Raw genomic sequence first — 24032 nt, 5'->3', positions numbered from 1 at the left:
TTCGTCACTCCGCTTCGTCACTCCGCTTCGTCACTCCGCGACGACGCGCAGCGTCTTCAGACTGGGATCGGCGGCGTCGGGGATGTCCATGCCGCCCGCGAGCCCGCTGGTCAGGTAGCTCAGCACCGGCCGGGTGACGCGCTCGCCCGGGCACAGGGCGGGCGCGCCCGGCGGGTAGGGCGTCACCATCTCGGCCACGATCCGGCCGTTCCCTCACCCCGCGCGACGTACGGCAGGCGGTCGAAAGCCCCCGCCCTCGGTGAGAGGACGGGGGCGGTGGTCAATCGGGCGTTCAGACCATGGACACGTCTTGGGAGGCCGACAGCACCATCGCGGCGACGGCCTCGACGGGCGTGCCGTCGATGACGAACGTGTCGCGCAGCCGGGTCGCCTCAAGGACGATCTTCAAGATGCCGTGAACTCCGGTGAGCCGCATGCAACCGGCGGCCTTCTCGATGTCGTCCCGGGCGTCCAGCAGCGCTTCGAGGCCGCAGGAGTCGCAGAACCGCAGGCCGGACGCATCCACCACGATCCTGACGCGACCCTGGCGGACAAGATTCCTGATCGCCCTCCGGAGCGTGTCGCCGCTGGCGATGTCGAGTTCACCTCGCAGCGCGACCACGACGGCCGGCTGGTGATCGCTCACAGTAATCTCGAGCTGCTGCGTTGTCATATACGCGCCTTCATCCATATTTTTCGGGCGTACTGTCTTAAGCGACGCTACCCGGCAGAGTGTCAGGTCCCGGTAATGCGCGACGGTCGATGGTATGCGGGTCCGTCCGGCAATCCCACCTGAACACCAGAATGTGGCAAATAGGTAAAGAAGATGGGCCTCGTGGCGATCTCTGCTGATGCGTCCGGATCGCGGGGAACCCCGGTCCAACAGGGGTTCCCGGCCTCCGGTGATCGACCGAGGTGGACGCCCCGCCCTGGTGCCTGCCCGGCCTGCTCGGTCTCATGGAGGCGGAGACTGGAATTCTTCAAATATACCAGCTAGCCAGACAAATGAGGCATAAACCGCTATTCTCGGAAAATGCTTACTCTTGCCATTCCTTCTTGAGGTGCGCATTACCGACCGCGCCGGGCGCTTGACCCGTCCATGCATGGCCGGAGGCCGATCCCCGGCACCGGCTCGCTGGACCACCTGGGGGAGAACGTCGCCGCCGGCGCGTTGAAGCGGACTTCCGAGGACATGGAGGAGCTCGGTCAGGCCCTCCTACGGGCGTACGACCACGTATCCGCCGGGGCCGAGCCTGCCGCCGACGGGCTTGCCGGTGATCAGGTCGGTGCCCTGGACCGGCACGGGCCGCTCGTCCTCCGTGTGGTTGACGGCGAAGACCAGATCCCGCCGGCGTACGACCTCGACGCCGGGGACGCCGCTCCCGGCCAGCCCGGCGCGGGTGAGCACCTGGGCATAGCCGGGGTCGTCGAGCCGCGTCGAGACGTACCACGCCGTGCCGTCGCCGAGGCGATGACACGTGACGGCGGGCCCACCGCCGGGATAGCGGGCGACCGCCTCGGCCCCGTCGAGGTGGACGACCTCGCTCCACAGGGTCGCGCGGCCGAACTCCGGTAGTTCGACGGGCTCGCCGAGCGGGCGGAACTCCTCCACGGTGATGCCGAGGATCTCGCGCAGCGCCCCTGGGTAGCCGCCCAGCCTGATCCGGGTGTGCTCGTCGGTGATTCCGCTGAAGAACGACACGACGAGCGTGCCACCGCCCTCCACGTACGCCGCGAGGTTCCGGGCGGCCTCGTCGGAGATCAGATAGAGGCTCGGCACGAGGACCGCGCGGTAGGCCGGCAGATCGTGCGACGGATGGGCGAAGCAGGTGGGGACGCCCTGCCGCCACAACACCCGATGGGCCTGCTGCACGGCCGCGAGATAGTCGATCTCACTGGACGGCAGGCCGGGCCCCTGGGCGGCCCACCACGCCTCCTCGTCCCACAGGATGGCGGCCTCCGCCTCGACGAGCGGCCCGTCATAAGGAGCCGGGATGCGTTCGAGCGCCTCGCCCAGGGCGCTGACCTCGCGGAAGACGCGGGAGTCCGGGCCGGTGTGCGGCACCATGCCCGGATGCCACTGCTCGGCGCCGCCGCGGGAGGCCCGCCACTGGAAGAACATCACGCCCGTCGAGCCCCGGGCGACGTGCTGCATGCTGTGCCTGGCGATCTCGCCGGGCTCCTTGGGCCCCTTGCGCGGGCCCAGGACGTACCCCGTGGCCTGCTCCATCAGCAGCCAGGGCCGCCCGCCCGCCCACGATCGGGCCAGATCGGCGGCGAAGGCGGTCTGCTCGGCCGCCGCCATGCCCGGGGCCGAGGGATAGTCGTCGATGGCCACCAGGTCCACCTCGGTCGACCACTTCCAGTGGTCGACCGAGGCCCAGCCGGCCAGCACGTAGTTGGTGGTGACGGGCACCTCGGGAGTCAGCTCGCGCAGCAGGTCGCGCTGCTCGCGGAAGTGGGCGAGCATCTCGTCGGAGACGAACCGGCGGAAGTCGAGCGCCTGCGCCGGGTTGGGGAGATACTGCGTCGCCCTGGGCGGGGTGATCTGCGCCCAGTCCGAGTAGTGCTGGCTCCAGAACGCCGTCGTCCAGGCGTCGTTCAGCGCGTCGAGGCCGCCGTACCGCTCCCGCAGCCACGCGCGGAACGCCGCGGCGGCGTGGTCGCAGTGGCAGGGCGTGCCGTACTCGTTGTGCACGTGCCACATCGCCAGCGCCGGATGGTCGCGGTAGCGCTCGCCGAGGGCGCGGGTGATCCGCAGCGACGCCTCGCGGTACGCCGGGGCGCTCACGCAGTAGGTGTCGCGGCTGCCGTGCGTGAGCCGTACGCCGTCCCGGGTGACGGTGAGGGCGTCGGGATGCGCCAGAGAGAACCATGGCGGAGGAGAGGCGGTCGGGACGGCCAGGCCCACCCGGATCCCGCCGTCGGCGAGCAGGCCGAGCACCCGGTCGAGCCAGCCGAAGGTGTAGCGCCCCTCGGACGGCTCCAGCCGCGACCAGGAGAACACGCCCACGGTGACGAGGTTGACCCCCGCCCGGCGCATGAGCGCGACGTCCTCGGCCCAGACCTCCTCGGGCCACTGCTCCGGGTTGTAGTCCCCTCCGTACCACAACGGCATGCACATGCCCTTCTTTCGGGGCGACGCCCCGCCGGTGGGAGGCGCGGCGGGGCGTCGGGTCGCGGGGTGGAGTGCCGGGGAGGCGTCAGCCCTTGATGGCGCCGATGATGACGCCCTTGGTGAAGTGACGCTGGACGAACGGATAGATGACCAGGGCGGGCAGGACGGCGATGGCGACGATGGCCATCTTGATCGCGAGCGTGGGCGGCGCGACCTGGCCGAAGCCGCTCACGCCCACGGTGGCCGTCGGCAGCGGGTTGGAGTCCACGACGTACGACCGCAGGATCAGGGCCAGCGGCCACTTGCGGGTGTCGTCGATGTAGAGCATGGCGTTGAACCACGCGTTCCAGTAGCCGACGGCGTAGAACAGGCCGATGACCGCCGTGACGGCCTTCGACAGCGGCAGCACGATCCGCCACAGGATGCGGAACTCCCCGGCGCCGTCGATGCGGGCGCTGTCGAGCAGCTCACGCGGGATGTTCATGAAGAACGCCCGCAGCACGACGACGTTGAACGCCGACACGGCCGACGGCAGGATCAGCGACCAGTACGAGTCCTTCAGCCCGAGCGAGGCGACCATCAGGTACGACGGGATCAGGCCGGGGAAGAACACGAACATCAGCAGCACGCAGAACAGGATCGGCCGGTGGAACAGGGTGCCCGGCCGCGACAGCGCGTACGCCCCGAGGACGCTCACGCCGAGGCTGACCGCGGTGCCGGCGAGGGTGACGCCGGTGCTGACCAGGACCGCTCGGCTGACCACGCTGTCGGAGAAGATCTGGCGGTACGCGTCGAACGTGATGCCGTCCGGCACCAGCACCAGGCCGCCGACCCGGTTCACCGTGTCGGCCGACGACAGGCTGGTCAGCACGATCGTGTAGAGCGGCAGCAGCACGGCGAGCACGATGAGCGCGAGCGCGCCGCCCTTGCCGATCCGGCCCGCGACCGAGCCCGGCTCCTCCCAGGGCGCGAGCCCGGAGACCTTCGTCTTGCTCATGATCGGGAGTACACCCCCCGTTCGCCGAGGGCGTGCGCCACCCGGTTGGCCACCAGGATGAGCACCAGCCCGACCAGGCCCTTGAACAGCCCGGCCGCCGCGCCGTAGCCGAAGTCGCCGGTGCGCAGGCCGGACCAGTAGACGAAGGTGTCGAAGACCTCCGACACCTTGCTGCCGACCGCGCCGCGCTGCAGCATGAACTGCTCGAAGCCGACGTTGAGCGCGTCGCCGAGCCGCAGGATCAGCAGCAGCACGATGACCGGCCGCAGGCCCGGCAGCGTGATGTGCCACATGCGGCGCCAGCGGCGGGCCCCGTCGACCGCGGCGGCCTCGTACAGGTTCTGGTCGATCGTGCTGAGCGCGGCGAGGAACACGATCGCGCCCCAGCCGGCGTCCTTCCAGACCGTCTCGGCGGTCACGAGCAGGATGAACGTGTCGGAGTTCGTCATCCAGTCGATCCCGGAGTATCCGTGGTCGCGCAGGATCTGCGCGATGAGGCCGGCGCCGCCGAACATCTGCTGGAAGATCGCGACCACCAGCACCCACGAGAAGAAGTGGGGCAGATAGACGACGCCCTGGATGAACGCCCGCAGCCGCCCGGAGACCACGCTGTTGAGCAGCAGCGCGAGCGCGATCGGCACCGGGAAGTAGAAGACGAGCTGGAACGCGGTGATGCCCAGGGTGTTCACGATCGCCCGGATGAACTGCGGGTCGCCGAACAGCTGGGCGAAGTTGGTGAAGCCGATGATCGGGCTGCCCAGGATGCCGCCGCTGAACGGGTTGTAGTCCTGGAAGGCGATGACGTTGCCCAGCGCCGGCACCCACCAGAAGGCGGTGACGAGCACCAGCATCGGCATGGCCATGACCAGCAGCGGCCAGTCGCGGCGCAGCCGCGCGGCGAAGGAGTCGCGCCGCGTGTCGTTCTGTGTGTCGTTCTGCGTGTCCTTCTGTGGGCCGGGGGCAGGTCCGGCCTGGGTCGCCCCGGGCCGGACCTCCGCCACGCTCCCCGTGTCCGCGTTCGCGCTCACAGCCGGCCGTTCTCCCTGGCGACCTTCATGTAGAACTCGCGGGCCTCGTTGCCGCCCTGCTCCTGCCAGTCCTTGACGATCTGGGCCCACTCCGAGATCGGGCGCTTGCCGCGGAAGATCTCGTTCATCTTGTCCTCGGTCGGCTTGACGAGAGCGGCCATCTTCGACGGCACCTCGACCCGGATGCCGACGAACGGGTCGTTCTCCAGGTATTGCGAAGCCGTCTGCTGCCAGCCGTGGTACGCCTCGACGTAGCCGGGGTACTGGTTCTCGGTGATCGCGCCGGGCCGCCCGGACAGGAACATGTACGTCGGGGCGAACTCCTTGCGGCCGAGCGCGGTCTGCTGGACCTGCCCGTCCTTGATCGTGAAGTGCTTGCCCTCGACGCCGTTGTTGACCAGGTCGTACTCCTGCGTGCCGTACGGCGCGGAGCACCAGTTGGCGATGCCGATCAGCTCGCGCGTACGGGCGTCGCCGAGGCCCTTCTTGATGAAGCAGAACATGCCGGCGGGCTCGTTGCGCCAGACGATGACCTTGCCGCCCGCGTGGGCCGGGTAGGGGTCCACCGCCCGCACGTTGAACTTGGGGTTGCCGGGCAGGAACCGGCCGAACAGCTCGTGGATCGCGCCGATCCCGTCCTTGTACATGACGATCTGCCCGGCGCCGAAGGGCTCCTTGTGGTCGGCGAACTGGTTGGCCACGACGTCCGGGTGGACATATCCGGCCTCGAAGAGCTTGGTCACCAGCTCGATCGACTGCAGCCACTCGGGCGTCTCGTACTTGTAGATCAGCGTGCCGTCGGGCTGCTTGCGCCACTCGCGCGGGGCGCCGAACGCCCGCTGGACCTCCTGGTCCATGCCGCCGAACGCCCAGCGCTTCTTCTTCGGGTCGGTCAGCTCCTTGCCCAGCGTGAGCAGGTCGTCGGCGCTCGTGGGCGCGGGCAGGCCGAGCTCGTCGAGGATGTCCTGACGCACGACGGTGGCGAACGGATAGGGCGCGTTCTGCCACGGGATGCCCTGGAGCACGCCGCCGAACACGCCGTACTCCCACGCGGCGGTGTCGTAGTTGGCCAGCAGCGGGAACTCCTTGGCCTTGTCGCCCGCGAGGTAGGGCGACAGGTCGGCGAAGAGCTTGTTGGCCGCCTCGGTGAAGTGAGCGATGCTGATCAGGTTCCAGCCCGGGATCTGGATCATGTCGGGGACGTCGCCGCTGGCCAGGATCGTGTTCAGCTTGTCGACGTAGGTGTTGCCGTCGGAGATGTTGAACCGGACGGCTCCGCCGAGCCGCTCGTTGACGGCGTCGTAGTAGGAGTTCTCGCCGAGGCCGGGAGGGACGGTGCCCCACAGCGGGGTCATGACCTTCACCTCCGCGCCGCTGGTGATCGGCTTGGCGGCGACGGCCTGGACCATCGTGCCCGGCCTGGTCAGGAAGCCGGGTTCGACGAATTCGGAGCCCGGCAGGTCGGGCGACAGGCCGGGCACCTGGAACGGCACGCGGGTGGGCACGAGGCCCTTCAGCTTGTCGGCGGCGACGGCGGCGCCCTTGGACACTTCCTTCTTGGCCGCGCAGCCGGTGAGACCTGCGGCGGCGAGCGCGCCCGCGCCGACCAGTCCGAGGAATCCGCGGCGGCTGGTCAGGGGGCCGCCGGGCGGTTGGCTCATTGGTGCGATCCTTCCGGGAACGGGGGGTTTTCTCGGAGTGTCGACGACGTCAGTTAGTTCGTCAATTGGCCAAACAAATTAACCTGAGAGCGGGGTGGCGACAAGATTCCGTGAAACGTTCATCACCCTCACGAGGTCGCCCCGTCACGCCTGCCTGCGTATGGCCCCCGGGACGCCGGCCGTCGTCATGGGCTAAGCGGGCAGCGGGCCGTACGAGGCTGCTGCTCACCCTCGCGGGACGCTCACGGACGCCCCGCCGAGCTCGCCAGCCCCGCCGGGCGCTCCGCCGGCCGAGCCCGGTGCGGGCCGATAGGGCATTTCCCGTATTGCGGACGGACCGAATAGTGTCGGACCGGAATTGACATACGTCCGCAAACACGGTTGACATTGTCCGTAACGCACGTGAATTGGGGAGATAGCGCCGGATTCAACTACCCATCAGTACAATTTCTCTGCCAGGCATCATGTCTGACCAGCGCAGATGTGGTAAATGTCCGCACCTAGCGCCCAATATCTGATATTCCGGACGCATTTCCGGATGAGAATGACATAATGCGTGGGAGCGCTCCCGCTCCGCCCGGCTGCATTCTCCGCAGCGCCATCCGGCACGCCTGCCCGAAGGGCACGTTGGAAGGAAGGTGCCGCGTCTCCATGACGGCATTCGGCAAAAGTCCTCCGTCCCGGCTCGACGGAGATGTCCCGGCGGACGTCGTCCGCGCCGGCTCCCGCCCCTGGGCGCCCCACCTGTGGTGGATGGCCCTGGCCGTCGGGGCGCTCGGGTTCGCCTTCGTGTGGCTGGCCACGCCGCACGCCAGGGAGATCGGCTCGCCCTGGGAACTGGTGGCCAAGCTGGTCGCGTTCGCCTGCCTGTGCGTGGCCATCGCGGTCTTCCCCTGGGTGTCTCCCCGGCTGAGCTGGCTGCTTTACGTGCCGTTCGTCTTCTTCACCGGCTATCTCATCCCGCGGATCAGCTGGTTCTACTACGGCGACGGCGCGCGGGCCCAGGGCGACAGCTTCTACACGCACCTCTATCTGCTGCTCTATCCCGGCATCGTGCTCACGGTGGCCGCCGCCTACCGCATCGGCGGGGGCACCCCGGGCCGCACCCTGAAGATCATGCTGAGCGGGGTCCTCATCGTGTTCTCGGGCTTCCTCGACATCATGTGGTTCGTCGTCAACCCGGTCGGCATCCCCGAGGTCATCGACGCGCCGCACATCAACCTCTTCACCGGGGGACCGATCTCGTTCGGCGCGACGATCGTGTTCGCGCTCGTGCACGTCCCGGTCATCATCGGGGTCAACCTGCTGCCCCTCGACCGCTGGATCGGCCGCCTGCTGGGCGCGGGGGAGCCGTGAGCACCTCCGTGAACAGCACAGTCGGCATCCCCGTCGGCATCCCCGTCGACATCTCCGTGGCCGCGCCCGCGTACAACGAGGCGGAGACCATCGCGGCGGTGGTGGGCGAGTGGCAGGACTACCTGGAGAACGCCCCGGCCGTGGGCGACTGGGAGATCGTGGTCTGCGACGACGGGAGCCGCGACGCGACCGGCGAGATCCTGGCCGGCCTGCGGGAACGGTGCCCGCGGCTCGTCGTCGTCACGTTCGAGCGCAACCGCGGCGCGGGCGCGGCCATCGCCGCCGCGATCGCCCATACCCGGCTCGACTGGGTGGTGCTGCTCGACTCCGACGGCCAGTTTCCGATCGCCAACCTCGATCGCATCCTGCCGCGCGTCCAGGCCGGGGAGGCCCTGGCGTTCTCCGGGGCACGGATCAGGAAGGCCGACGGCCTGGCCTACCGATGGGGGTCGGCGGCCAGCGGCGCGGTCAGCAACCTGCTCCACCACACGCGCTACCGCGACTTCAACTCGATCTTCAAGGTGGTGCACGGCCCGCTCTTCCGGTCGCTGCCGCTGGAGTCGGCCGGGATGAACTGCTCGACCGAGATCACCGCGCGGGTCGCCGAGATGGGCCACGCGTGGGTGGAGGTCCCGATCGAGCACCGGGAGCGCGGCGGCGGCGCGCGCGGCTGGCGATACTGGCGCGGCGCCCGCGACCGGGCCCTGTTCGTCGCCTATCTCGGCTATCGCCACTGGCTGCTGCGCCGGGGGGTCCTGCGCAGGCCGGCGGCGCGTGAGGAGAGCCGATGAACGTCGCGGTGACGATGTTCTGCGGCGGACGAGGGGCGGCCGGCATCGCGAGGGGCATGCTGGGCGCTCCGGGCGTCGTCCTGTCGCTGATCGTGAACGGCTACGACAACGGCCTTTCCACCGGCGCGCTGCGGCGCTATCTGCCCGGGATGCTCGGGCCGTCGGACTTCCGCAAGAACCTCCTGCTCCACCTCGATCCCGCCGATCCGGCGCAGGCCGCGCTGGCGGCCGTGCTCGACCACCGGCTGCCGGGCGGGACGACGCCCGCGGGGCTCGCCGCCGTCATCGAGTCGATCACCGCGCGGCGCGGCCGGTTCGCGGCGCTGCCGGAGGCGGCCCGCGAGGCCGTCACGGCCGACCTGCGCGTGTTCGCCCGGCGGCTCGCCGCCTATCCGCACGGGCTCGACCTTTCCGACTGCGCGCTCGGCAACCTCGTGTTCGCGGGGGCCTACCTGCGGCTCGGCCGGGACTTCAACGCCGCCGTCGAGGCCTGCGCCCGAACGTTCGGCTCACCCGTACGGCTGCTCAACGTGACCAACGGGGAGAACGCCTTCCTGGCCGCGCTCCGGCGCGACGGCGGCCTGCTGGCCGACGAGGCCGAGATCGTCGCGCCGCAGGGCCCCGGAGCGATCACCGACCTGTTCCTGCTGCGCGAGCCGCTCGGCGCGCGGCGGCGGGCCGAGCTGGAGGCGCTGCCGCCCGCGTGGACCAGGGAGGTCCTGCGCCGCGAGCGCGCCGAGGTGACGCCGAACCCGCGGGCGCTCGCGGCGATCCGCGACGCCGACCTCATCGTCTATGGCCCCGGCACCCCGCACTCCTCGCTCCTGCCCAGCTATCTCACGCCGGGCGTGGCCGACGCCGTCGCGCGGAGCCGGGCGGCGGCCAAGGTGTTCGTCGTCAACACCCGCAACGACCACGACGTCCGGGGGCTGAGCGCGCCCGACCTCGTGGACCGCACGCTGGCCTACCTCGGTGATCCCCGCAACGAGCGGCGGCTGGTGACCCACGTGCTGAGCCATCACGCGTCCACGCCGGACGCCCCGGCGGTGCCGTACGGCGTGCTCGACCGGGGGGAATGGGCGGGGGCCCGCTGGATCGGCGCCGACCTGGATCACCGCGGCGTGCACCACGCGGAACGCACGGCCGAGGCCCTGCTCGCCATCAGGGACGAGGCGGCCTTGGCGCGGGCCCGATGACGGCGGTCCTGGCGGACGCGTGCGCCCGCCGCGTCTGGCTCTTCGACCTCGACGGCACGCTGGTGGACTCCTGCCCGGCGCACGAGGCGGCGTTCCGGCAGGCCATCGCCGAGGTCGCGCCCGATCGGCTCGCGTCCTTCCGCTACGCCGACCACGCGGGCGCGAGCACCCGCGAGGTGGCGGTGCGCCTGCTGGGCGAGACCGGGGAGGCGGACCGGCTGGCCCGGCTGAAGCAGCGGCTCTACCGCGAGCGGGCCGGCGTGGTGGCGGTGTTCCCCGGCGCGCGGCGACTGCTCGGCCGCCTGGTCGCCGCCGGCCGCGACGCCTACCTCGTCACCAGCGGCAGCCGGGCGTCGGTCGCGCGGGTGCTCGCCGCCTGCTCGCTGGGCGCGTACTTCAGGGGCGTGCTCACCAGCGACGACGTCCCGGCGAGCAAGCCCGACCCGGCCTTCTACGCGTACGCGTGCGCGCACTGGGGGCTCGACCCCGGCGCGGCCGTGGTGCTGGAGGACTCCGCGCACGGGGTGGCGTCGGCGGTCGGCGCGGGCCTGACGACCCTGCACGTCCACACGGCGGAGCCCGCTCCCGGGGCGGTGGCCGTACGCGACCTCGAACAGATCCTGTCTCTCCTGTACGCGGAGGTGGGCGGTGCCTGCTGAACGGTTGTGCGCGGTGATCCCGGCGGCCGGGCGGGGGAGCCGCCTCGGCCTGGACATCCCCAAGATCATGGTGGAGATCGCCGACGGCGTCACCGTGTGGCACGTGCTGCACGAGCGGCTGCGGCCGTACGTCGAGCACGTCCACGTCGTGATGTCCCCGCAGGGTGAGGGGCCGTTCCGGGCGCTGGCGGCGGACGAGATCGCGACCGGCGCGGTCTCGGTGAGCGTGCAGGAGCGGCCCACCGGGATGGGCGGCGCGATCTTCGGCGCCGCGCCGCACTGGGAGGCGTACGACACGATCCTGGTGGTCTGGGGCGACCAGGCGGGCCTGTCCCCCGAGACGGCCGGCCGGGTCGTCCGGGCGCACGAGAAGGGGATCACGCTCCCGCTGGTGCCGATGGCCGAGCCGTACGTGGAGTATGAGCTCGACGACGCCGGGACGCTGGTGCGGGTGCGCCAGTCGCGGGAGGGCGACGAGTGCCGCCCCGGCGGGCTCAGCGACGTGGGCGTCTTCTGCCTGAGCACGCGTACGAGCACGGGCCTGACCACTGGGGGGCTCCGGGAGGAGTGGACCCGCTATCTGGGCGGGGCGGACGTGGGCGCCCGCACCGGGGAGGTCAACTTCCTGCCGTTCCTTCCCTATCTGTCCCGGGAGCGGCACTGGCCGCTGACGGTGGTGCCGGTGACCGACCCCGACGAGGCGCGCGGCGTCAACACGGCCGACGACCTCGAATTCGCCCGGCGGGCACACCTGCGGTGGGCGTGACGGGGTGGGCGCGCTGACGGACCGGGCGGCCGGGCTCCTGGCCGCCCACCGCTGGGCCGCCGGGCCCACGCTGGTCAGCACCATGGCCAGCGGCACGGCCGCCGCGACCACGCTCGTCATCGCGCGGGGGATCGGCGCCGCGGCGTTCGGCCAGTTCACCGTGGTCCTGTCGATCGCGCTGATCGTCACCGTCGGCATGCTGACCAGCCTCAACTACGTCATGTTCCAGGAGTTGCCGCGGGCCGAGCCGGGGGCGCGGCCCGCCCTGGTGACGACGGCGCTGCTGGCCACGCTCGTGCTGGGCGCGGTGGTCTTCGCCGCGGGTCTCGCCGCCGCGCCGCTGCTGACCGCCGTGCTCGGCGTGGACACCCGCACGCTCGCCTTCGCGCTGGCGCTGGCGCTGTCGATGACGCTCAACCAGCTCACCGAGAGCTTCCTGCGCGGGCTGAAGAGGTTCCGCCTCGTCGCCGGGCTCAAGCTCGCCGTGGCCGTCGTCTATCTGGGCGCCGCCGCGTGCTGCCTGCTGGTCTTCGGCGTGCGGGACGCCGAGCCCTACCTGGTCGCGCTGATCGGCACCAACCTGGTCTTCGCCCTGGTCTCGGCCGCCGGGTTCGAGGTCGTGCCCCGGTCGTGGTCGTGGGCGCTGGCCCGCTCGCTCTACCGGCACGGCGCGTACGTCACCGCCATCGCCGCGCTGACGGCGGTGGTGTTCGGGGTGGACGTGATCTTCCTCAACCACTGGGCACCCCGGGCCGACGTGGGCGTCTACTCCGTCTACAACGGTTTCCCCAAACGGCTGCTCGGGGTGGTGTTCACCGACGGGATCGGCCTGGTGCTGCTGCCCACGCTGGCGACCTTGGACAAACCCGCCGTGATGCGGCGGATCGCCCGGCTCGCCCCGGTGGTGTTCGCGGCGACCGCCGTGTTCTCGTTCGCGGCGAGCACGGTCTTCTTCCTGCTCGTGGGAGGCGAGTATCCGTACGCGCTGGGCCTGATGGCGCTGTCGGCGCTCGGGATCGGCGCGCACACGGTGTTCAACCTCCAGCAGGTCGCCCTGACCATGGACGGGGTGCGGGGGGCCAAGGTGCTCATCGGCTGCCTGCTGGCCGGGACGCCGCTCGCGCTCGCCTGCCAGGCGGCGCTGATCGCCTGGCAGGGGCTGATCGGCGGGCTGGTGGCCTTCGCCCTGAGCAATCTCGTCCTCGTGGCCGTCGTGACGGCCGTCTCCGCCCGGCTCTATCGGCCGGCCGGCGCATCGGAGGTGCGCGGGTGAGGATCGCCCACGTCATCAACCAGTTCCCGCCCAACATCACGGCGGGGCTCGGCCGCTACGCCGAGCTGATCGCCCCCCACCTGGCCCGCGACCACGAGATGGCGGTCTTCACGCTGAACGACGGCCGCCTGCCCGTGTGGGAGCGGGCCGGCGGCATCGGCGTCTACCGGCCGCGCGGGCGGGTGCTCGTGCTGCTGACCAGGGCGATCGCCCGCCGCAGGCGGCTCAACCGGACGCGGGGTGTGGAGTTCCTCCTGCTCGCGCTGACCGTCGTGGTGAGCAACTGGCGCTACTTCCTGCTCCTGCGGCGGCTGCGTCCCGGCCGGCGGCCCGATCTCGTCGCCGTGCACGACTCGACGAACTTCCTGTGCGGCCTGCTGTGCCACTACGTGCTGCGGCTGCCGGTCGTGTTCCACGTGCACACCACCGAATATGGCGTCGCCCCGCAGCGCAGCATCACCGACCCGCTCAACCTGTTCGCCGCGCTGGAGCGGTGGCTGGCGCGGATCTCCCGGCGGGTCGTGGTCGCCACCCCGGAGGTGCGCGAGCAACTGCTCGAGGCGGGCTGGGACCGCTCGCCCATCGACGTCGTCCGCCTCGGCGGCACGTACGAGCGGGTGGTCGCCGACCCCGCGTTCGACCGCGACAGGCTGCGCGCCGGCGCGGCGGACCTGCGCGCCCGGCTCGGCATCGCCGAGGACGATCCGGTGCTGCTGTTCGTCGGCCGCCTCGAACGGCAGAAGGGGATCTATCCGCTGCTCGACGCCATGCGCGACATCGCGCCCGCCGTGCCGGGGCTGCGCCTGGTGCTCGTGGGGGAGGGCGACGAGGCGGGCGTCGCGCGGATCGTCAACGAGAGCGGGCTCGGCGGCCGGGTGCTGACCTCCGGCGGCTTCGTGGACAAGCGGGCGCTGTTGGACTACTACGCGATGGCCGACGCCTGCGTCTTCCCCTCGCTCTTCGAGCCGTTCGGGCTGGTGGCGACCGAGGCGATGGCCCTGGCCCGGCCGGTGATCCTCGGTGACGGCTTCTCCCGGATCTTCCTCGGCGACCCCGAGCGGCCCGCCGTACGGTTCGTGCGGGCGGCCGATCCCCGCGACATCGCCGACGGGGTGATCGAGGTCATGACAGATCCCGGGCTGCGCCGCGCCCTGGCCGAGCGGGGCGAGCGGCTGGTGCGCGAGACGCTGAGCTGGGGCCGCGCCGCCGAGGAGACGCTCGCCGTGTACGCCAAGGTGCTCTCGACGGAGGGGACGAGACGATGATCTCGCTGGTCGTGCCGTGCTACAACGCGGCCAGGACGTTGCGGCTGTGCCTGGAGTCGGCGCTGGCGCAGACCCGGCCGCCCGGCGAGATCGTCGTGGTGGACGACGCGAGCACCGACGGCTCGGCGCGGATCGCCGAGGAGCTGGGCTGCCGGGTCGTGCGGCTGCCGGAGAACCGGGGCGTGTCGGCCGCCAGGAACGCCGGGATCGACGCCACCACGGGCGATGTGATCTTCTTCCTCGACTCCGACGTGGCGCTGCGGCCCGACGCCGTCGCGAACGCGATGGAGATCCTGGAGCACGATCCCGAGGTCGGCTGCGTCCACGGGGTCTACGACACCGTGCCGCTCATCGACGACGGGCCGGTCGAGTGGTATCGCATCCTCCACGCGGTGCACTGGCGCCGTCGCCACCTGGGCGAGGTCAACAGCGTGGTGTTCGCCCTCGCCGCCGTCCGCCGCGACGTGCTGCTGGCCGTGGGCAGGCTCGACGAGCGGCTGCGCGACTGCGAGGACGTCGAATACAGCAGCAGGCTCGCCGTACGCAGCCGGATCGTGCTGACCGACACGGTCGTGGGCCGCCACGACGACGGCAGCCGCCTGCTGCCGGTGCTCGGCGAGCAGTGGCGGCGGGCGCTGCCGCTGATCCCGCTCGCGCTGACCACCACCCGGCGCGGGGCCGCCAAGCCGGAGCACGCCAACAGCCCGGCGGGCATCCTGTCGTGCGGGCTCGCCCTGGCCGGGCTGGGGCTGGTGCTGCTGAGCGTGCCGTTCGGGCTGTTCCATCCCCTGCTACTCGCCGTCCCTGCCGTGTTCGTCGCCGGGTTCGTCCTCGCCGATCCGGAGCTGGTCGGGTTCGTACGGCGGCAGCGGGGGCCGATCTTCGCCGCCTATTTCATGGCCGTCCATCTGGTCGTCCATGTGGTGCTCGTCGCGGGCCTGGCCGCAGGCTCGCTGCGCCTGCTGACCGGCCCGCGCGATGCCCGGCAGACCGCGTGACGGGCCGCGTGACCGGGCGCGTGACCGGGCGCGTGACGGGCCGCGTGACCGGGCGCGTGAGACGTCAGGCGCAGCCGACGCGCCTGCTGCTCAGGGCGATGTCGTCCACCCAGAGGTCGTACGCCGAGGGGGAGGGGTTCGGCTGGTAGAGCTGCCAGCCGATCTTCACGGTGTCGAAGCGGGGGAAGACGAAGTCGACGTCGTTGCCGCCGTGGCTCCGGGTCGACACGGTGAGGTCGGGCTTGGGCACGCCGTCGAACCAGAGCGAGATCGCGTTGTCGGCGGGATCCATCCGCCACTCGACGCACTGCCACACGTCCGCCCGCGACGGGGCCGACTCGCGCCAGTTGGTCCAGTCGCCCGTCGGGCCGCCGTCCGCGCCGACGCCCCACAGGTCCTTGCCCAGCGTGGGGACCCACTGACCGCCGAGCGGCCGGACGATCTCCGGCCCCGCGCCGGTGGCCTCGACCAGCGTGTAGTGGGCCCAGTCGGGGGCGGTGGGGAACGCCTTGACGCGCAGCCGCAGGCGGCCGTAGAAGCCGTTGCCGGGCGGGGCGAAGTCGTCCACCTTGAGGAACGCCCGGCCGTTGCCCTCGGTGTGGACGTGCAGCATCTTCTGGCCGCGGGGGCCGCGCTCCACCGTGAGCGTGCCGTGCTTGGTGTCGACGCCCCACTTGAGGCTCGCCGCGCCGCCGACCGGCAGCGACTGGAAGTCCTCGCAGAACAGCGTGCCGCCCTTCGCGCAGGTGTCCGGCCCGTGTGACGGGGACGCGGAGGCGGCCGACGCGGGGGCCGGCGACAGCAGCAGGGCCAGACAGGAGGACACCACGGGTAACAGTCGTCGCACGACGCGCTCCTTTTCCCGGTGACAACGGCAGAAGTAAAGTACGTCATCTGGGAGCGCTCCCATAGAGCCGTGCGGAAGATCGATGAAAGAGGGGAAGCGCGCGGATAATCTACGCGTGAACGGACCTTCCCGGCGATTATTTCTGCAGCTCGGCGGGCTCGCCGCGCTGACCGCCGCCTGCGCTCCCCGCCGGAAGGCCGACCCCGCGACCTTCACCCTGCTGCGCCGCCGATGGCGCGAGGTCACGCTCGGATATCCCGGGACCTTCGACCCGGAGCGGGAGCCGTACCGGAGCCGGCTGGCGCGGCTGGGCGCGCAGGCCCGCCGGCACCGCGACACGATGACGCCGACCGCCCGATCGCTCTGGCCCGACCTGCCCTTCCCCTCGCTCGACGCCACCCCGGCCCGGTTGCGGGCGATGGCCCGCGCGTACGCGCTGCCCGGCACCGGGCTGACCGCGGAGCCGGGGCTCGGCACGGCGGTAGCCGCGGGCATCGAGCACTACGTGTGCCACGTGTACGCCGAGGACGCCGAGCAGACGGGCAACTGGTGGGACTGGCAGATCGGGACGCCCCGGGCGCTGCTCGACGCCGCCGTGCTGGCGGCCGCGTATGTGACGGACGCCCAGGTCGCGGCGCTGTGCGCGGCGGTGGACGCCTTCGTGCCGGAGAGCCGCCTGGACGACTACGAGGGCAACAGCACCGGGGCGAACCGGGTCGATCTGTGCACGGTCACGCTGCTGCGGGCGATCGCCGGGGCAGATCCCGATCGTGCCGCGCTCGCGGTCTCCGCGCTCTCCCCGGTGTTCCCCTACGTCACCGATGGCGACGGCTTCCACCGCGACGGCTCGTTCATCCAGCACGGGTCCGTCCCCTATCAGGGCGGATATGGCGCGGTGCTGCTGACCGGCCTCGCGACGCTGTTCGCCGTGCTGCGCGGCACACCGTGGGAGATCATCGACCCGGCGGCGGGCACCGTGCTCGACGCCGTCGACCTGGCGTTCGCGCCCTTCGTCCACGACGGCGCCTGCATGGACCTCGTACGCGGCCGGGGCATCACCAGAGGGTCGTACGGCGACCACCGGAGGGGCAGGGAGATCGCCGCGGCGGTCCTGCTGCTGGCCGAGACCGCCCCGGAGGCCGAGCGGGCCCGCTGGCGCGCCATGGTCAAGGGCTGGGCCGTCCGCGACACCGTCAAGCCCATGCTCACGGCGGCGGCCCAGAGCGATCTCGCGTTCCACGGGCGGCTGTCGGCGGTGCTGGACGACGCGACCGTCCCGGCCGCCGCCGAGCCCGCCGGGCACCGGCTGTTCCCGGCGAGCGCCCGCGCCGTTCACCGCAGGCTCGGCTGGTGCGCGGCGGTCAGCATGGCCTCCTCCCGCGTGGCGCGCTACGAGCACGGCAACGGTGAGAACCTGCGCGGCTGGCACACCGGCTCGGGGATGCTCTACTGGTGGGCGCGCGGGCACGGCGACCACTACTCCGACGCCTTCTGGCCCACCGTGGACCCCTACCGGCTGCCGGGCACGACGGTCTCCACCCGGCGGCTGCCCGACGGCGCGGGCGGCGCGTGGGGCGACACCCGCCCGCCGGCCGAATGGGTCGGCGGCGCGACCGACGGCACGTACGCCGCCGTGGGCCAGCACCTCTACGGCCTGGAGAGCACGCTGGAGGCGTTCAAATCCTGGTTCTTCCTCGACGACACCGTGGTCTGCCTCGGCGCCGGCATCACGTGCCGCGACGGCGTGCCGGTCGAGACCGTCGTGGACAACCGCAGGACCGGCGCCCGGCTCACCGTGGCGACCGGATGGGCGCACCTGGACGGCCACGGCGGTTACGTCGTGCCCGCCGGCCGGCCGCTGCGCACGCTGCGCGAGGACCGCACGGCCGCGGGGGTCACCCGGACCTACACCACGCTGTGGCTCGACCACGGTGTGGACCCCGACGCGGCCGACTACGTCTACCACCTCATGCCGGGGGCGGGCCCGGCCGAGACCGCCGCCCGCGCCGCCGATCCCGGCTGGGCCCGGGTGCTCGCCAACACCTCGGCGCAGCAGGGGATCGAGGTCCCGTCGCTGGGCGTCACCGCGGTCAACTTCTGGACGGGCGGACACGCGGGCCTCCTGACGGCCTCCGGTCCGTGCGCGGTCCTCGTACGCGACCTCGGCGACGGCACGGCCACGGTGACGGTTGCCGATCCCCGGCGTGCCCTCGACGAGCTGACGGTGACGTGGGACCGGCCGGTGGCGGCGGTCACACGCGGGCACCCGCTCCTGGAGCGCGCGGAGACCGGCGCCCGGCTCACGCTCACCTTCACGGCGCCGGCCGACCACGAGGGCGCCTCCCGCACCATCGCCGTCCGGCTCGTCGTTTCGACGACCTGAGCAGGGAGCTGCGGGAACGCCGTGTCATCATGAACGCCGTGTCCACCCTGCCCGACGACCTGGACGACGCGCTCGAAGCGTCGCTGGGCCGCTTCCCCACGACCGAGCTGACGCGGAGCGTGCAGACGCTGATCCGCCAGTATCGGGAGGGCTTCGACCGCAGCGTGCCCGCGCTGGGCACGGAGGCCGCGGTCGCGGCGTACGCCGGTTATCGCATGCCGGCGACCTACAGCGCCGTGCGCGCCGCGCTGCGTCAGGTCGCCCTGCTGGCCCCCGGGTTCGCGCCGGAGACGCAGATGGACGTGGGCGGTGGGACCGGCAGCGCGTTGTGGGCCGCGAGCGCGGTCTGGCCGACCCTGCGCACGGCCACCGTGCTGGAGCAGTCACCCTCGGCCATCGCCTTCGGGCGCCGGCTGGCCGGGCACGCGCCCGCCGTGGCCGTACGCGAGGCGCGCTGGCAGCAGGCGTTCGTCGACCGGAGCGCGCCCGCGCCGACGGCCGACCTGGTCACGATGTCCTATGTGCTCGGCGAGCTGTCGCCCGCCGTCCAGGAGGACGTGGTCGGCACCTTGGCCCGGGGAGCGGCCCAGGGAGCGGCCCAGGGAGCGGCCCGGGGAGCGGGCATGCTCGTGATCGTCGAGCCCGGCACGCCCGCCGGATATGCCCGGATCGCGGCGGCCCGGCGGTTGCTGGCCGCATCGGGCCTGCACGTGGTCGCCCCCTGCCCGCACGACGGCGAGTGCCCGATCCGCCCCGGCCAGGACTGGTGTCACTTCGCGGTCCGGCTCAACCGCACCGCCCTGCACCGGCGGATCAAGGACGGCACGCTGAGCTTCGAAGACGAGAAGTTCTCCTATGTCGCGGCGTCGGCCCGGCCATCGCCGCGAGCGGAGAGCCGGATCCTCCGCCACCCCGTCAAGCGCAAGGGGCTGGTCACGCTGCGCCTGTGCACGGCCGAGGACGGGCTGGCCGACCGCCCGGTCTCCAAGCGGCAGGGCGAGACCTACCGCGAGGCGCGCGACGCCGTCTGGGGTGACGCCTGGCCCATCGGCCGGGAAAGCGCGAGCCCGGCAGGTTAGGGACGCTTCCGCCCGGTTAGGGAAGCGTCCGTCAGGTATGGGCAACACGGTTCGGCCGTTCCATAGGATGGGCGCATCACGCACCGGCCAGGCGGAACATCCCAGGGCCCCGGCCCGGTGCGACGGAAGGAGCTCGACGTCAGCACCGTCGACGAAGCGTCCGGCAGACCGATGTCGCTCGCCTCTCCCACGGAGGCGAGCCGCCTCGCGGCCGCACGCCGTGCCACCCGCAACTCGAACGCCGTCCTCCGGGAGTCTCGGTGCAGCATGACAACGGTCTGACCGTCAGCCTCCAGTCGCCCGTCTCCGGGCCGCGCCTGCTGGTCGTGACCGGTGACCTGGACCATCACACCACCCCACGCCTACGGGCGGCCCTGGAGGAGGTCGAGTTCGGCCCCGGCTCCGGCCTGGTCGTCGACCTGTCCGGCCTGACCTTCTGCGACTCCACCGGCATCGCCACACTGGTCGCGGCCCACCAGCGCGCCGCCGACGTGGGCGCCGCCCTGCTCCTGGCCGGTCTGCACTCCGACATCGCCCGGGTCTTCCAGATCATGGGCCTCGACCAGCTGCTGTCCCTCTACGACAGCCCGGAAGAGGCCGTACGCGCGCTGAGCGAATAGAGGTCGTTCACAGGGGCGCGGCGACGGCGACCACGATGTTCTGCTTGATGTCGCAGTTCCTGGTGCGGCGGCAGAAACCGTCCTCCACGTTAGTGGCCCCGCCCGCGGTGCTGGCCGCCGTGTGCTGGTGGCCGCGATTGCGGGTGGGGCTGTGCAGGTTGACGATGTTCCGGTTGCGCGTGCCGTTCCCTACGGAGGTGGGGCCGTCCCCGTCGCCCCGCCCGGCCCGCGCGTACGCGGGAGCGGTGAGCAGGGCCTGCGCGGCGGCGGCCGCGACGAGGACGACGGCGAACAGCGGGACACGCCCAGATGCGCTGTGTGAAAGAAGCATCGCCACCACCCGTCCGCCCGCCCGGAATCTCGTCACACCGTAGCGTCCGGCCGGGCGCGGACGGCGTCTTCCCGCGTCCGTGTCCCGCCATGTTCTCGGCCGTTTCGCCGCGCGTCGGCGCCCGATGCTGTGTCGGCCTCCGATGCTGTGTCGGCCTCCGATGCTGCGTCGGCCTCCGATGCTGCGTCGGCCTCCGATGCTGTGTCGGCCCCGAGGTGTCAGCGTCCGATGATCACCGTGCCGCTCGTCCTGGGGGAGCTCCGCATGTGGCCCCGCAGGTTCTGGGCGCCCTTGCAGCCGGGCCTGCGCCTGCAGTTGGACGCCTGGGTGTTCACCGACGCGTCCACGCCGGAGACGATCTGCTGAGTGCCCGCCGCGTTCCACGCGTCGCCGACGAGCAGGGAGTTCAGGTTGTTCTGGCCGTTGTTGAACACGTACCGCGAATCGGCGCCGTTCCCGCCGCCACCGCCGCCCCGCCCCCGGAGGGTCGCCGCGTCGGCGGGGGAGAGCAGCGGAGAGAGCGCGACGCCCGCGCCTGCGACCGCGAGCGCGGTCAGCGCCAGCAGCCGCGCCGCGGAGCTGGTGAGCGCGTGCCGTCTCGTGTCGTGAGCCCTGAGATGAGCCCTGTGACGAGCCATGTTCTCCTGTGCCTTCCCCCGGTGACCGTCGAACAGATCCGTCCGTGTGTGGATCTGCCGGGCATCTACCCCGCACGCACGCGCCCGTCACGGTCACTGAAGGAGGATTAGGACCCCCCAACGTAAGGATCTTCCGACCTAGCTCTCTTGGAGCGATCCCCGCAGTCGCTGGGTCAGCTTGCAGAGGCGCGCTCCCCGGCGGCAGATGATGCTCTGCCCGTTCGCCACGCCGCCGACGCCGATCGTCCTGTGCTGGATGCCGGACCCGTTCCGCGCGCTGCCCACCGTCAGCTGGCTGACGTTTCGGATCCCGTTGCCGACGCGGACGCCGGCGGTGTTGCCGTTGCGGTCGCCGCTCCCTGCCGTCTGGGTGGCGGCGTGCGCGACCGTCGCGTGCGCGGCCAGCGCCGCCGTCATCACCGTGGCCGCCACCAGGGCGAGACCGCCGCGCATCAGCGGCTCACCGCCCGCCTTCGGACTCGTCGCCCGCCGGGCCGCGGGACTTGATGTGCTGCGACAGCGTGCAGAACCGGCCGCGCGGCCGGCACAGGCCGCCCTGCACGCTGCTGACCCCGCCCACGCCCGACGAGAACTGGTGGAGGACGCCCCGCAGGCGGGTGCTGCCGATCGTCACCAGGTTGCGGTTTTCCGAGCCGTTGCCCACGCGTACGGCCGAGCGGTTCCCGTTGCCGTCGCCGCCCGAGGCGTACGCGTCCAGCGGTGCGACCAGAGTGAGAGCCGGCGCGAGGGCGAGCGCGAGGGCGAGCGCCAGGGCCGGGGCCGGCGCGGGCCGTCGGCGAAGGGCGCCAGGGGATCGCGTGCGGGTGTGGATGATCGGCATCGACGTGCCTCCTACCCCGCTCGCGTGCCCGCGTCCCGGCTCCGGGGGAATTCGCAGCGGATCATTCCCCGGGCATGAAACGGCCGCCCCTCGGGTGAAGGAGCGGCCGGTCGCCGGTTATCGGCTGGTCACCTCGTAGGTCCGCAGGTAGTCGAACGTCGCGGTGGCGCCCGCCGCGTTCATCGAGATCAGGCCGATCCGCACCGGCCCGGTGCGCGGGAGCGACCAGGTGCCGCCCCAGATCCAGTGGGTGCCGTCGGTGCTCGACGCCATCCTGACGTCGTGCTCGCCGTTCTCCTGGTCGTAGTGGTAGAGCAGTCGCAGCCAGGTGGTCTGCGCGGCCGGGCCGCCGAACATCGGCGCGTTGGCGACGGCGGTGGGCGGGGTGGTGCCGGGGCGCGGGCCCTCCTTGCCGAACTCGGTCTGGTGCAGCACCGCCCCGTTGCCCTGGTTGAGGGGCAGGACCGTGTGCGTCAGCTTCAGCCACCGGTCGTCGTTCTCGTACAGCAGCAGACCGGCCTGCTGGTTGCCCTTCGTGCCGTCGAAGGTGAGCTTCGTCTCGACGGCGAAGTCGCCCTGCGGCGCGTCGCGGAGCAGGATCGACGCGGTGTTGTCGCCCTGGAACAGCTCGGCGTTCTGGGTCGGCCAGACGAGGGAGCCGTTCGACAGGGTGGCCGACGGGTTGCGGACCTTCGTCCAGCCGGTGGGCGAGCCGGTGCCGTCGAACTCGTCGGAGTACGCCGGAAGCCGCCTGCCGAGGACGGGGTCGGGCACCCGCTCGGTCACCGGCCGGTAGAGCGGCGCGGCGCCCACGTTGTCGGCGTCGGCCGGACCTCGGGTGGTCACCCCGATGGCGCCGGACGCGGGGGCGTCCGCGGGCAGCGTCATGGAGACGATCGCGACCGGGTCGCCGAGCCGGTCGGCCGACACCGACACGGTCAGCGCGTCGCCGCGCCGCTCGGCGGCGACGTTGTGCCAGGAGCCGTAGTCGAACGTGGACGGCAGCGGGCTGCGCGCCGTCGTCGTTCTGCCGTGCACCTTGGCCGTGACGACGAGCTCGCCGCGCTCGCGGTCGAGCCACGCGGTGATGTCCTTCGCGCCGTTCTCGCGGGTGATGATCAGCCCGGCGGCGGTGCCGCTCTCGCGCAGCCGCAGGTCGGCCTCCACACGGACGTCGCCCCGGACCAGGTCGTCGCTGAGCTCGCTGGTCGAGCCCTTGCCGGTGAGGTGGCCGAGCGAGTCGGGATCGGAGGCGAGCTTCCACGGCCCGGTCCACCCGGCCTTGCCCTCGTTGAACGTGCCGCCCACGGTCCAGGTGGTGACCGGCGCAGGCTGTGCCCCGGTGGACGGCCCGGCCCCGGCCCGTACGACCGGCCAGCCGTCGATCCAGTCGAGCCGGTCGATCATGAGGGGACGCCGGCTCAGGTTGCTGATCGTCGTGCCCCAGGTCGTCGTGACCGGCCCGAACTCGGGGGCCGACGAGGGAATCGCGTGGTAGACGAGCCAGTCCTGCCCGCTGAGGTCGGTCTGGACGGCGTTGTGGCCCGGGCCGACCCAGCCGTTGCCGCTGGCCGCGAGGACGATGCCGTCCTTGCTGGTCAGGTCCATGAGGTCGACACCGGTCGGGGTGGTGAACGGCCCGAGGGGGCTGTCGGCGCGGCCGACCTTGACCGTGTAGCCGCTGAACGCCCCGTCGCAGCACCCGGCGTCGGAGTAGAACAGGTAGTACCTGTCGTCGTGCCGGACGACGAAGCCGCCCTCCATGCGGCGTCCGCGGGCGATCTGCGTGACCGGGCCGGTGACCGCGGTCGCCTCGGCGTTCATCTTCGCGCCGCAGATGGTGTCGTAGCTGCCCCAGTAGAGGTAGTTGTCGCCGTTGACGTCGGTGAACATGGCCTGGTCGATGTTGCCCGTCGGGCAGCCGCTGCCGCCCGCGGGGACGATCATGCCGTGGTCGGTCCAGGGCCCGGTCGGGTGCGGGCCGGTCGCGAGCCCGACGCCGCCCGTGGAGAGCGCGTACGTCAGGTGGTAATCCCGTGTCCCAGCGGCCTCAGGAGCTTCAGGCGGATGCGGCAGGATGCCTTGGTGTGTGTGTCGGGGAGGTGTCCGTGCTGGTCAGAGGGTTTCGTCAGGCATCGGGCAGATTTACCGATTCTTTTTGTCGGATGGTTGACGTAAAAAACGG

Annotated in this window: 23 protein-coding genes; 11 read left to right on the top strand and 12 right to left on the bottom strand. The window is 71.8% G+C overall.

Going from position 1 to position 24032, the window contains the following annotated elements; all coding sequences use genetic code 11:
• Positions 1–30: 30 nt before the first annotated feature.
• From HCK04_RS30740 to HCK04_RS30715, 6 genes are all read right to left on the bottom strand, one after another.
• Positions 31–198, bottom strand: coding sequence for a hypothetical protein (locus HCK04_RS30740; protein ID WP_260617473.1), 168 nt, complete (start codon positions 196–198; stop codon positions 31–33).
• 94 nt (positions 199–292) lie between these two features.
• Positions 293–673 carry an STAS domain-containing protein gene (locus HCK04_RS30735; RefSeq protein ID WP_168066401.1) on the bottom strand — a complete coding sequence of 127 codons (381 nt, stop codon included), beginning with the start codon at positions 671–673 and terminating at the stop codon, positions 293–295.
• Between the two features lie 543 nt (positions 674–1216).
• Positions 1217–3124, bottom strand: coding sequence for a beta-galactosidase (locus HCK04_RS30730; RefSeq protein WP_142650859.1), 1908 nt, complete (start codon positions 3122–3124; stop codon positions 1217–1219).
• A 79-nt stretch (positions 3125–3203) separates the two neighbouring features.
• Positions 3204–4115, bottom strand: a complete 912-nt coding sequence (locus tag HCK04_RS30725; protein ID WP_142650858.1) for a carbohydrate ABC transporter permease — start codon at positions 4113–4115, stop codon at positions 3204–3206.
• Positions 4112–5143 carry an ABC transporter permease subunit gene (locus tag HCK04_RS30720; RefSeq protein ID WP_260617472.1) on the bottom strand — a complete coding sequence of 344 codons (1032 nt, stop codon included), beginning with the start codon at positions 5141–5143 and terminating at the stop codon, positions 4112–4114. The genes HCK04_RS30725 and HCK04_RS30720 overlap by 4 nt, the downstream gene beginning before the upstream one ends.
• Complete coding sequence (locus HCK04_RS30715; RefSeq protein ID WP_142650857.1) at positions 5140–6804, bottom strand: extracellular solute-binding protein; 1665 nt, start codon at positions 6802–6804, stop codon at positions 5140–5142. Before HCK04_RS30715 ends, HCK04_RS30720 begins: the two co-directional genes overlap by 4 nt.
• Positions 6805–7455: 651 nt before the next feature.
• On the opposite strand from HCK04_RS30715, the gene HCK04_RS30710 reads away from it, so the two are divergent.
• From HCK04_RS30710 to HCK04_RS30675, 8 genes are read left to right on the top strand one after another with little or no spacing between them, the layout of a single operon-like run.
• Complete coding sequence (locus HCK04_RS30710; protein WP_240971957.1) at positions 7456–8160, top strand: hypothetical protein; 705 nt, start codon at positions 7456–7458, stop codon at positions 8158–8160.
• Positions 8157–8951, top strand: a complete 795-nt coding sequence (locus tag HCK04_RS30705; RefSeq protein WP_260617471.1) for a glycosyltransferase family 2 protein — start codon at positions 8157–8159, stop codon at positions 8949–8951. The genes HCK04_RS30710 and HCK04_RS30705 overlap by 4 nt, the downstream gene beginning before the upstream one ends.
• Positions 8948–10147 carry a 2-phospho-L-lactate transferase CofD family protein gene (locus HCK04_RS30700; protein ID WP_142650856.1) on the top strand — a complete coding sequence of 400 codons (1200 nt, stop codon included), beginning with the start codon at positions 8948–8950 and terminating at the stop codon, positions 10145–10147. Before HCK04_RS30705 ends, HCK04_RS30700 begins: the two co-directional genes overlap by 4 nt.
• A complete protein-coding gene (locus HCK04_RS30695; protein ID WP_142650855.1) occupies positions 10144–10806 on the top strand; it encodes an HAD family hydrolase in 663 nt (220 codons plus the stop codon). The genes HCK04_RS30700 and HCK04_RS30695 overlap by 4 nt, the downstream gene beginning before the upstream one ends.
• A complete protein-coding gene (locus HCK04_RS30690; protein ID WP_260617470.1) occupies positions 10796–11572 on the top strand; it encodes an NTP transferase domain-containing protein in 777 nt (258 codons plus the stop codon). Before HCK04_RS30695 ends, HCK04_RS30690 begins: the two co-directional genes overlap by 11 nt.
• A 4-nt stretch (positions 11573–11576) precedes the next feature.
• A complete protein-coding gene (locus HCK04_RS42870; RefSeq protein WP_168066399.1) occupies positions 11577–12845 on the top strand; it encodes an oligosaccharide flippase family protein in 1269 nt (422 codons plus the stop codon).
• Positions 12842–14110, top strand: a complete 1269-nt coding sequence (locus tag HCK04_RS44375) for a glycosyltransferase family 4 protein (RefSeq protein ID WP_142650854.1) — start codon at positions 12842–12844, stop codon at positions 14108–14110. Before HCK04_RS42870 ends, HCK04_RS44375 begins: the two co-directional genes overlap by 4 nt.
• A complete protein-coding gene (locus tag HCK04_RS30675; protein ID WP_168066397.1) occupies positions 14107–15108 on the top strand; it encodes a glycosyltransferase family 2 protein in 1002 nt (333 codons plus the stop codon). Before HCK04_RS44375 ends, HCK04_RS30675 begins: the two co-directional genes overlap by 4 nt.
• Positions 15109–15172: 64 nt before the next feature.
• Here the strand turns inward: HCK04_RS30675 and HCK04_RS30670 are convergent, their stop codons facing one another.
• On the bottom strand, positions 15173–15955 hold the full coding sequence (locus tag HCK04_RS30670) for a hypothetical protein (RefSeq protein ID WP_185949067.1): 783 nt from the start codon (positions 15953–15955) through the stop codon (positions 15173–15175).
• 115 nt (positions 15956–16070) lie between these two features.
• Here HCK04_RS30670 and HCK04_RS30665 point away from each other — a divergent pair, with 115 nt between their 5' ends.
• From HCK04_RS30665 to HCK04_RS30655, 3 genes are all read left to right on the top strand, one after another.
• Positions 16071–18338 (top strand): polysaccharide lyase 8 family protein, encoded by a 2268-nt coding sequence (locus HCK04_RS30665; protein WP_142650852.1) that lies wholly within the window; start codon positions 16071–16073, stop codon positions 18336–18338.
• Between the two features lie 38 nt (positions 18339–18376).
• Positions 18377–19417 (top strand): small ribosomal subunit Rsm22 family protein, encoded by a 1041-nt coding sequence (locus HCK04_RS30660; RefSeq protein ID WP_260617469.1) that lies wholly within the window; start codon positions 18377–18379, stop codon positions 19415–19417.
• A 260-nt stretch (positions 19418–19677) separates the two neighbouring features.
• Positions 19678–20037: an STAS domain-containing protein gene (locus HCK04_RS30655; protein ID WP_260617468.1), complete on the top strand. Its 360-nt coding sequence runs from the start codon at positions 19678–19680 to the stop codon at positions 20035–20037.
• A gap of 7 nt (positions 20038–20044) precedes the next feature.
• Here HCK04_RS30655 and HCK04_RS30650 read toward each other — a convergent pair whose 3' ends face one another.
• The 5 genes from HCK04_RS30650 to HCK04_RS30630 form a co-directional block, all read right to left on the bottom strand.
• Entirely contained in the window at positions 20045–20368 is a 324-nt protein-coding gene (locus HCK04_RS30650; RefSeq protein WP_142650850.1) for a hypothetical protein, read from the bottom strand.
• Between the two features lie 218 nt (positions 20369–20586).
• On the bottom strand, positions 20587–21006 hold the full coding sequence (locus HCK04_RS30645) for a hypothetical protein (RefSeq protein ID WP_142650849.1): 420 nt from the start codon (positions 21004–21006) through the stop codon (positions 20587–20589).
• A gap of 138 nt (positions 21007–21144) precedes the next feature.
• Positions 21145–21459 carry a hypothetical protein gene (locus HCK04_RS30640; protein ID WP_142650848.1) on the bottom strand — a complete coding sequence of 105 codons (315 nt, stop codon included), beginning with the start codon at positions 21457–21459 and terminating at the stop codon, positions 21145–21147.
• A 7-nt stretch (positions 21460–21466) separates the two neighbouring features.
• Entirely contained in the window at positions 21467–21847 is a 381-nt protein-coding gene (locus tag HCK04_RS30635) for a hypothetical protein (protein ID WP_142650847.1), read from the bottom strand.
• Between the two features lie 117 nt (positions 21848–21964).
• Positions 21965–23872 (bottom strand): family 43 glycosylhydrolase, encoded by a 1908-nt coding sequence (locus HCK04_RS30630; protein WP_240971965.1) that lies wholly within the window; start codon positions 23870–23872, stop codon positions 21965–21967.
• Positions 23873–24032 lie beyond the last annotated feature (160 nt).

The organism is Microbispora sp. CL1-1 (genome assembly GCF_012034195.1).
Lineage (GTDB): Bacteria > Actinomycetota > Actinomycetes > Streptosporangiales > Streptosporangiaceae > Microbispora.
The sequence above is the reverse complement of the archived record's forward strand: the minus strand, read 5'-3'. Positions and strand labels throughout refer to the sequence as shown.

What these genes read in the sequence shown, in the direction of transcription:
- HCK04_RS30735 (WP_168066401.1), bottom strand. Translation starts at nt 673, where the DNA reads ATGACAACGCAGCAGCTCGAGATTACTGTGAGCGATCACCAGCCGGCC.
- HCK04_RS30730 (WP_142650859.1), bottom strand. Translation starts at nt 3,124, where the DNA reads ATGTGCATGCCGTTGTGGTACGGAGGGGACTACAACCCGGAGCAGTGG.
- HCK04_RS30725 (WP_142650858.1), bottom strand. Translation starts at nt 4,115, where the DNA reads ATGAGCAAGACGAAGGTCTCCGGGCTCGCGCCCTGGGAGGAGCCGGGC.
- HCK04_RS30715 (WP_142650857.1), bottom strand. Translation starts at nt 6,804, where the DNA reads ATGAGCCAACCGCCCGGCGGCCCCCTGACCAGCCGCCGCGGATTCCTC.
- HCK04_RS30710 (WP_240971957.1), top strand. Translation starts at nt 7,456, where the DNA reads ATGACGGCATTCGGCAAAAGTCCTCCGTCCCGGCTCGACGGAGATGTC.
- HCK04_RS30700 (WP_142650856.1), top strand. Translation starts at nt 8,948, where the DNA reads ATGAACGTCGCGGTGACGATGTTCTGCGGCGGACGAGGGGCGGCCGGC.
- HCK04_RS30695 (WP_142650855.1), top strand. Translation starts at nt 10,144, where the DNA reads ATGACGGCGGTCCTGGCGGACGCGTGCGCCCGCCGCGTCTGGCTCTTC.
- HCK04_RS30675 (WP_168066397.1), top strand. Translation starts at nt 14,107, where the DNA reads ATGATCTCGCTGGTCGTGCCGTGCTACAACGCGGCCAGGACGTTGCGG.
- HCK04_RS30650 (WP_142650850.1), bottom strand. Translation starts at nt 20,368, where the DNA reads ATGCTTCTTTCACACAGCGCATCTGGGCGTGTCCCGCTGTTCGCCGTC.
- HCK04_RS30645 (WP_142650849.1), bottom strand. Translation starts at nt 21,006, where the DNA reads ATGGCTCGTCACAGGGCTCATCTCAGGGCTCACGACACGAGACGGCAC.
- HCK04_RS30640 (WP_142650848.1), bottom strand. Translation starts at nt 21,459, where the DNA reads ATGCGCGGCGGTCTCGCCCTGGTGGCGGCCACGGTGATGACGGCGGCG.
- HCK04_RS30635 (WP_142650847.1), bottom strand. Translation starts at nt 21,847, where the DNA reads ATGCCGATCATCCACACCCGCACGCGATCCCCTGGCGCCCTTCGCCGA.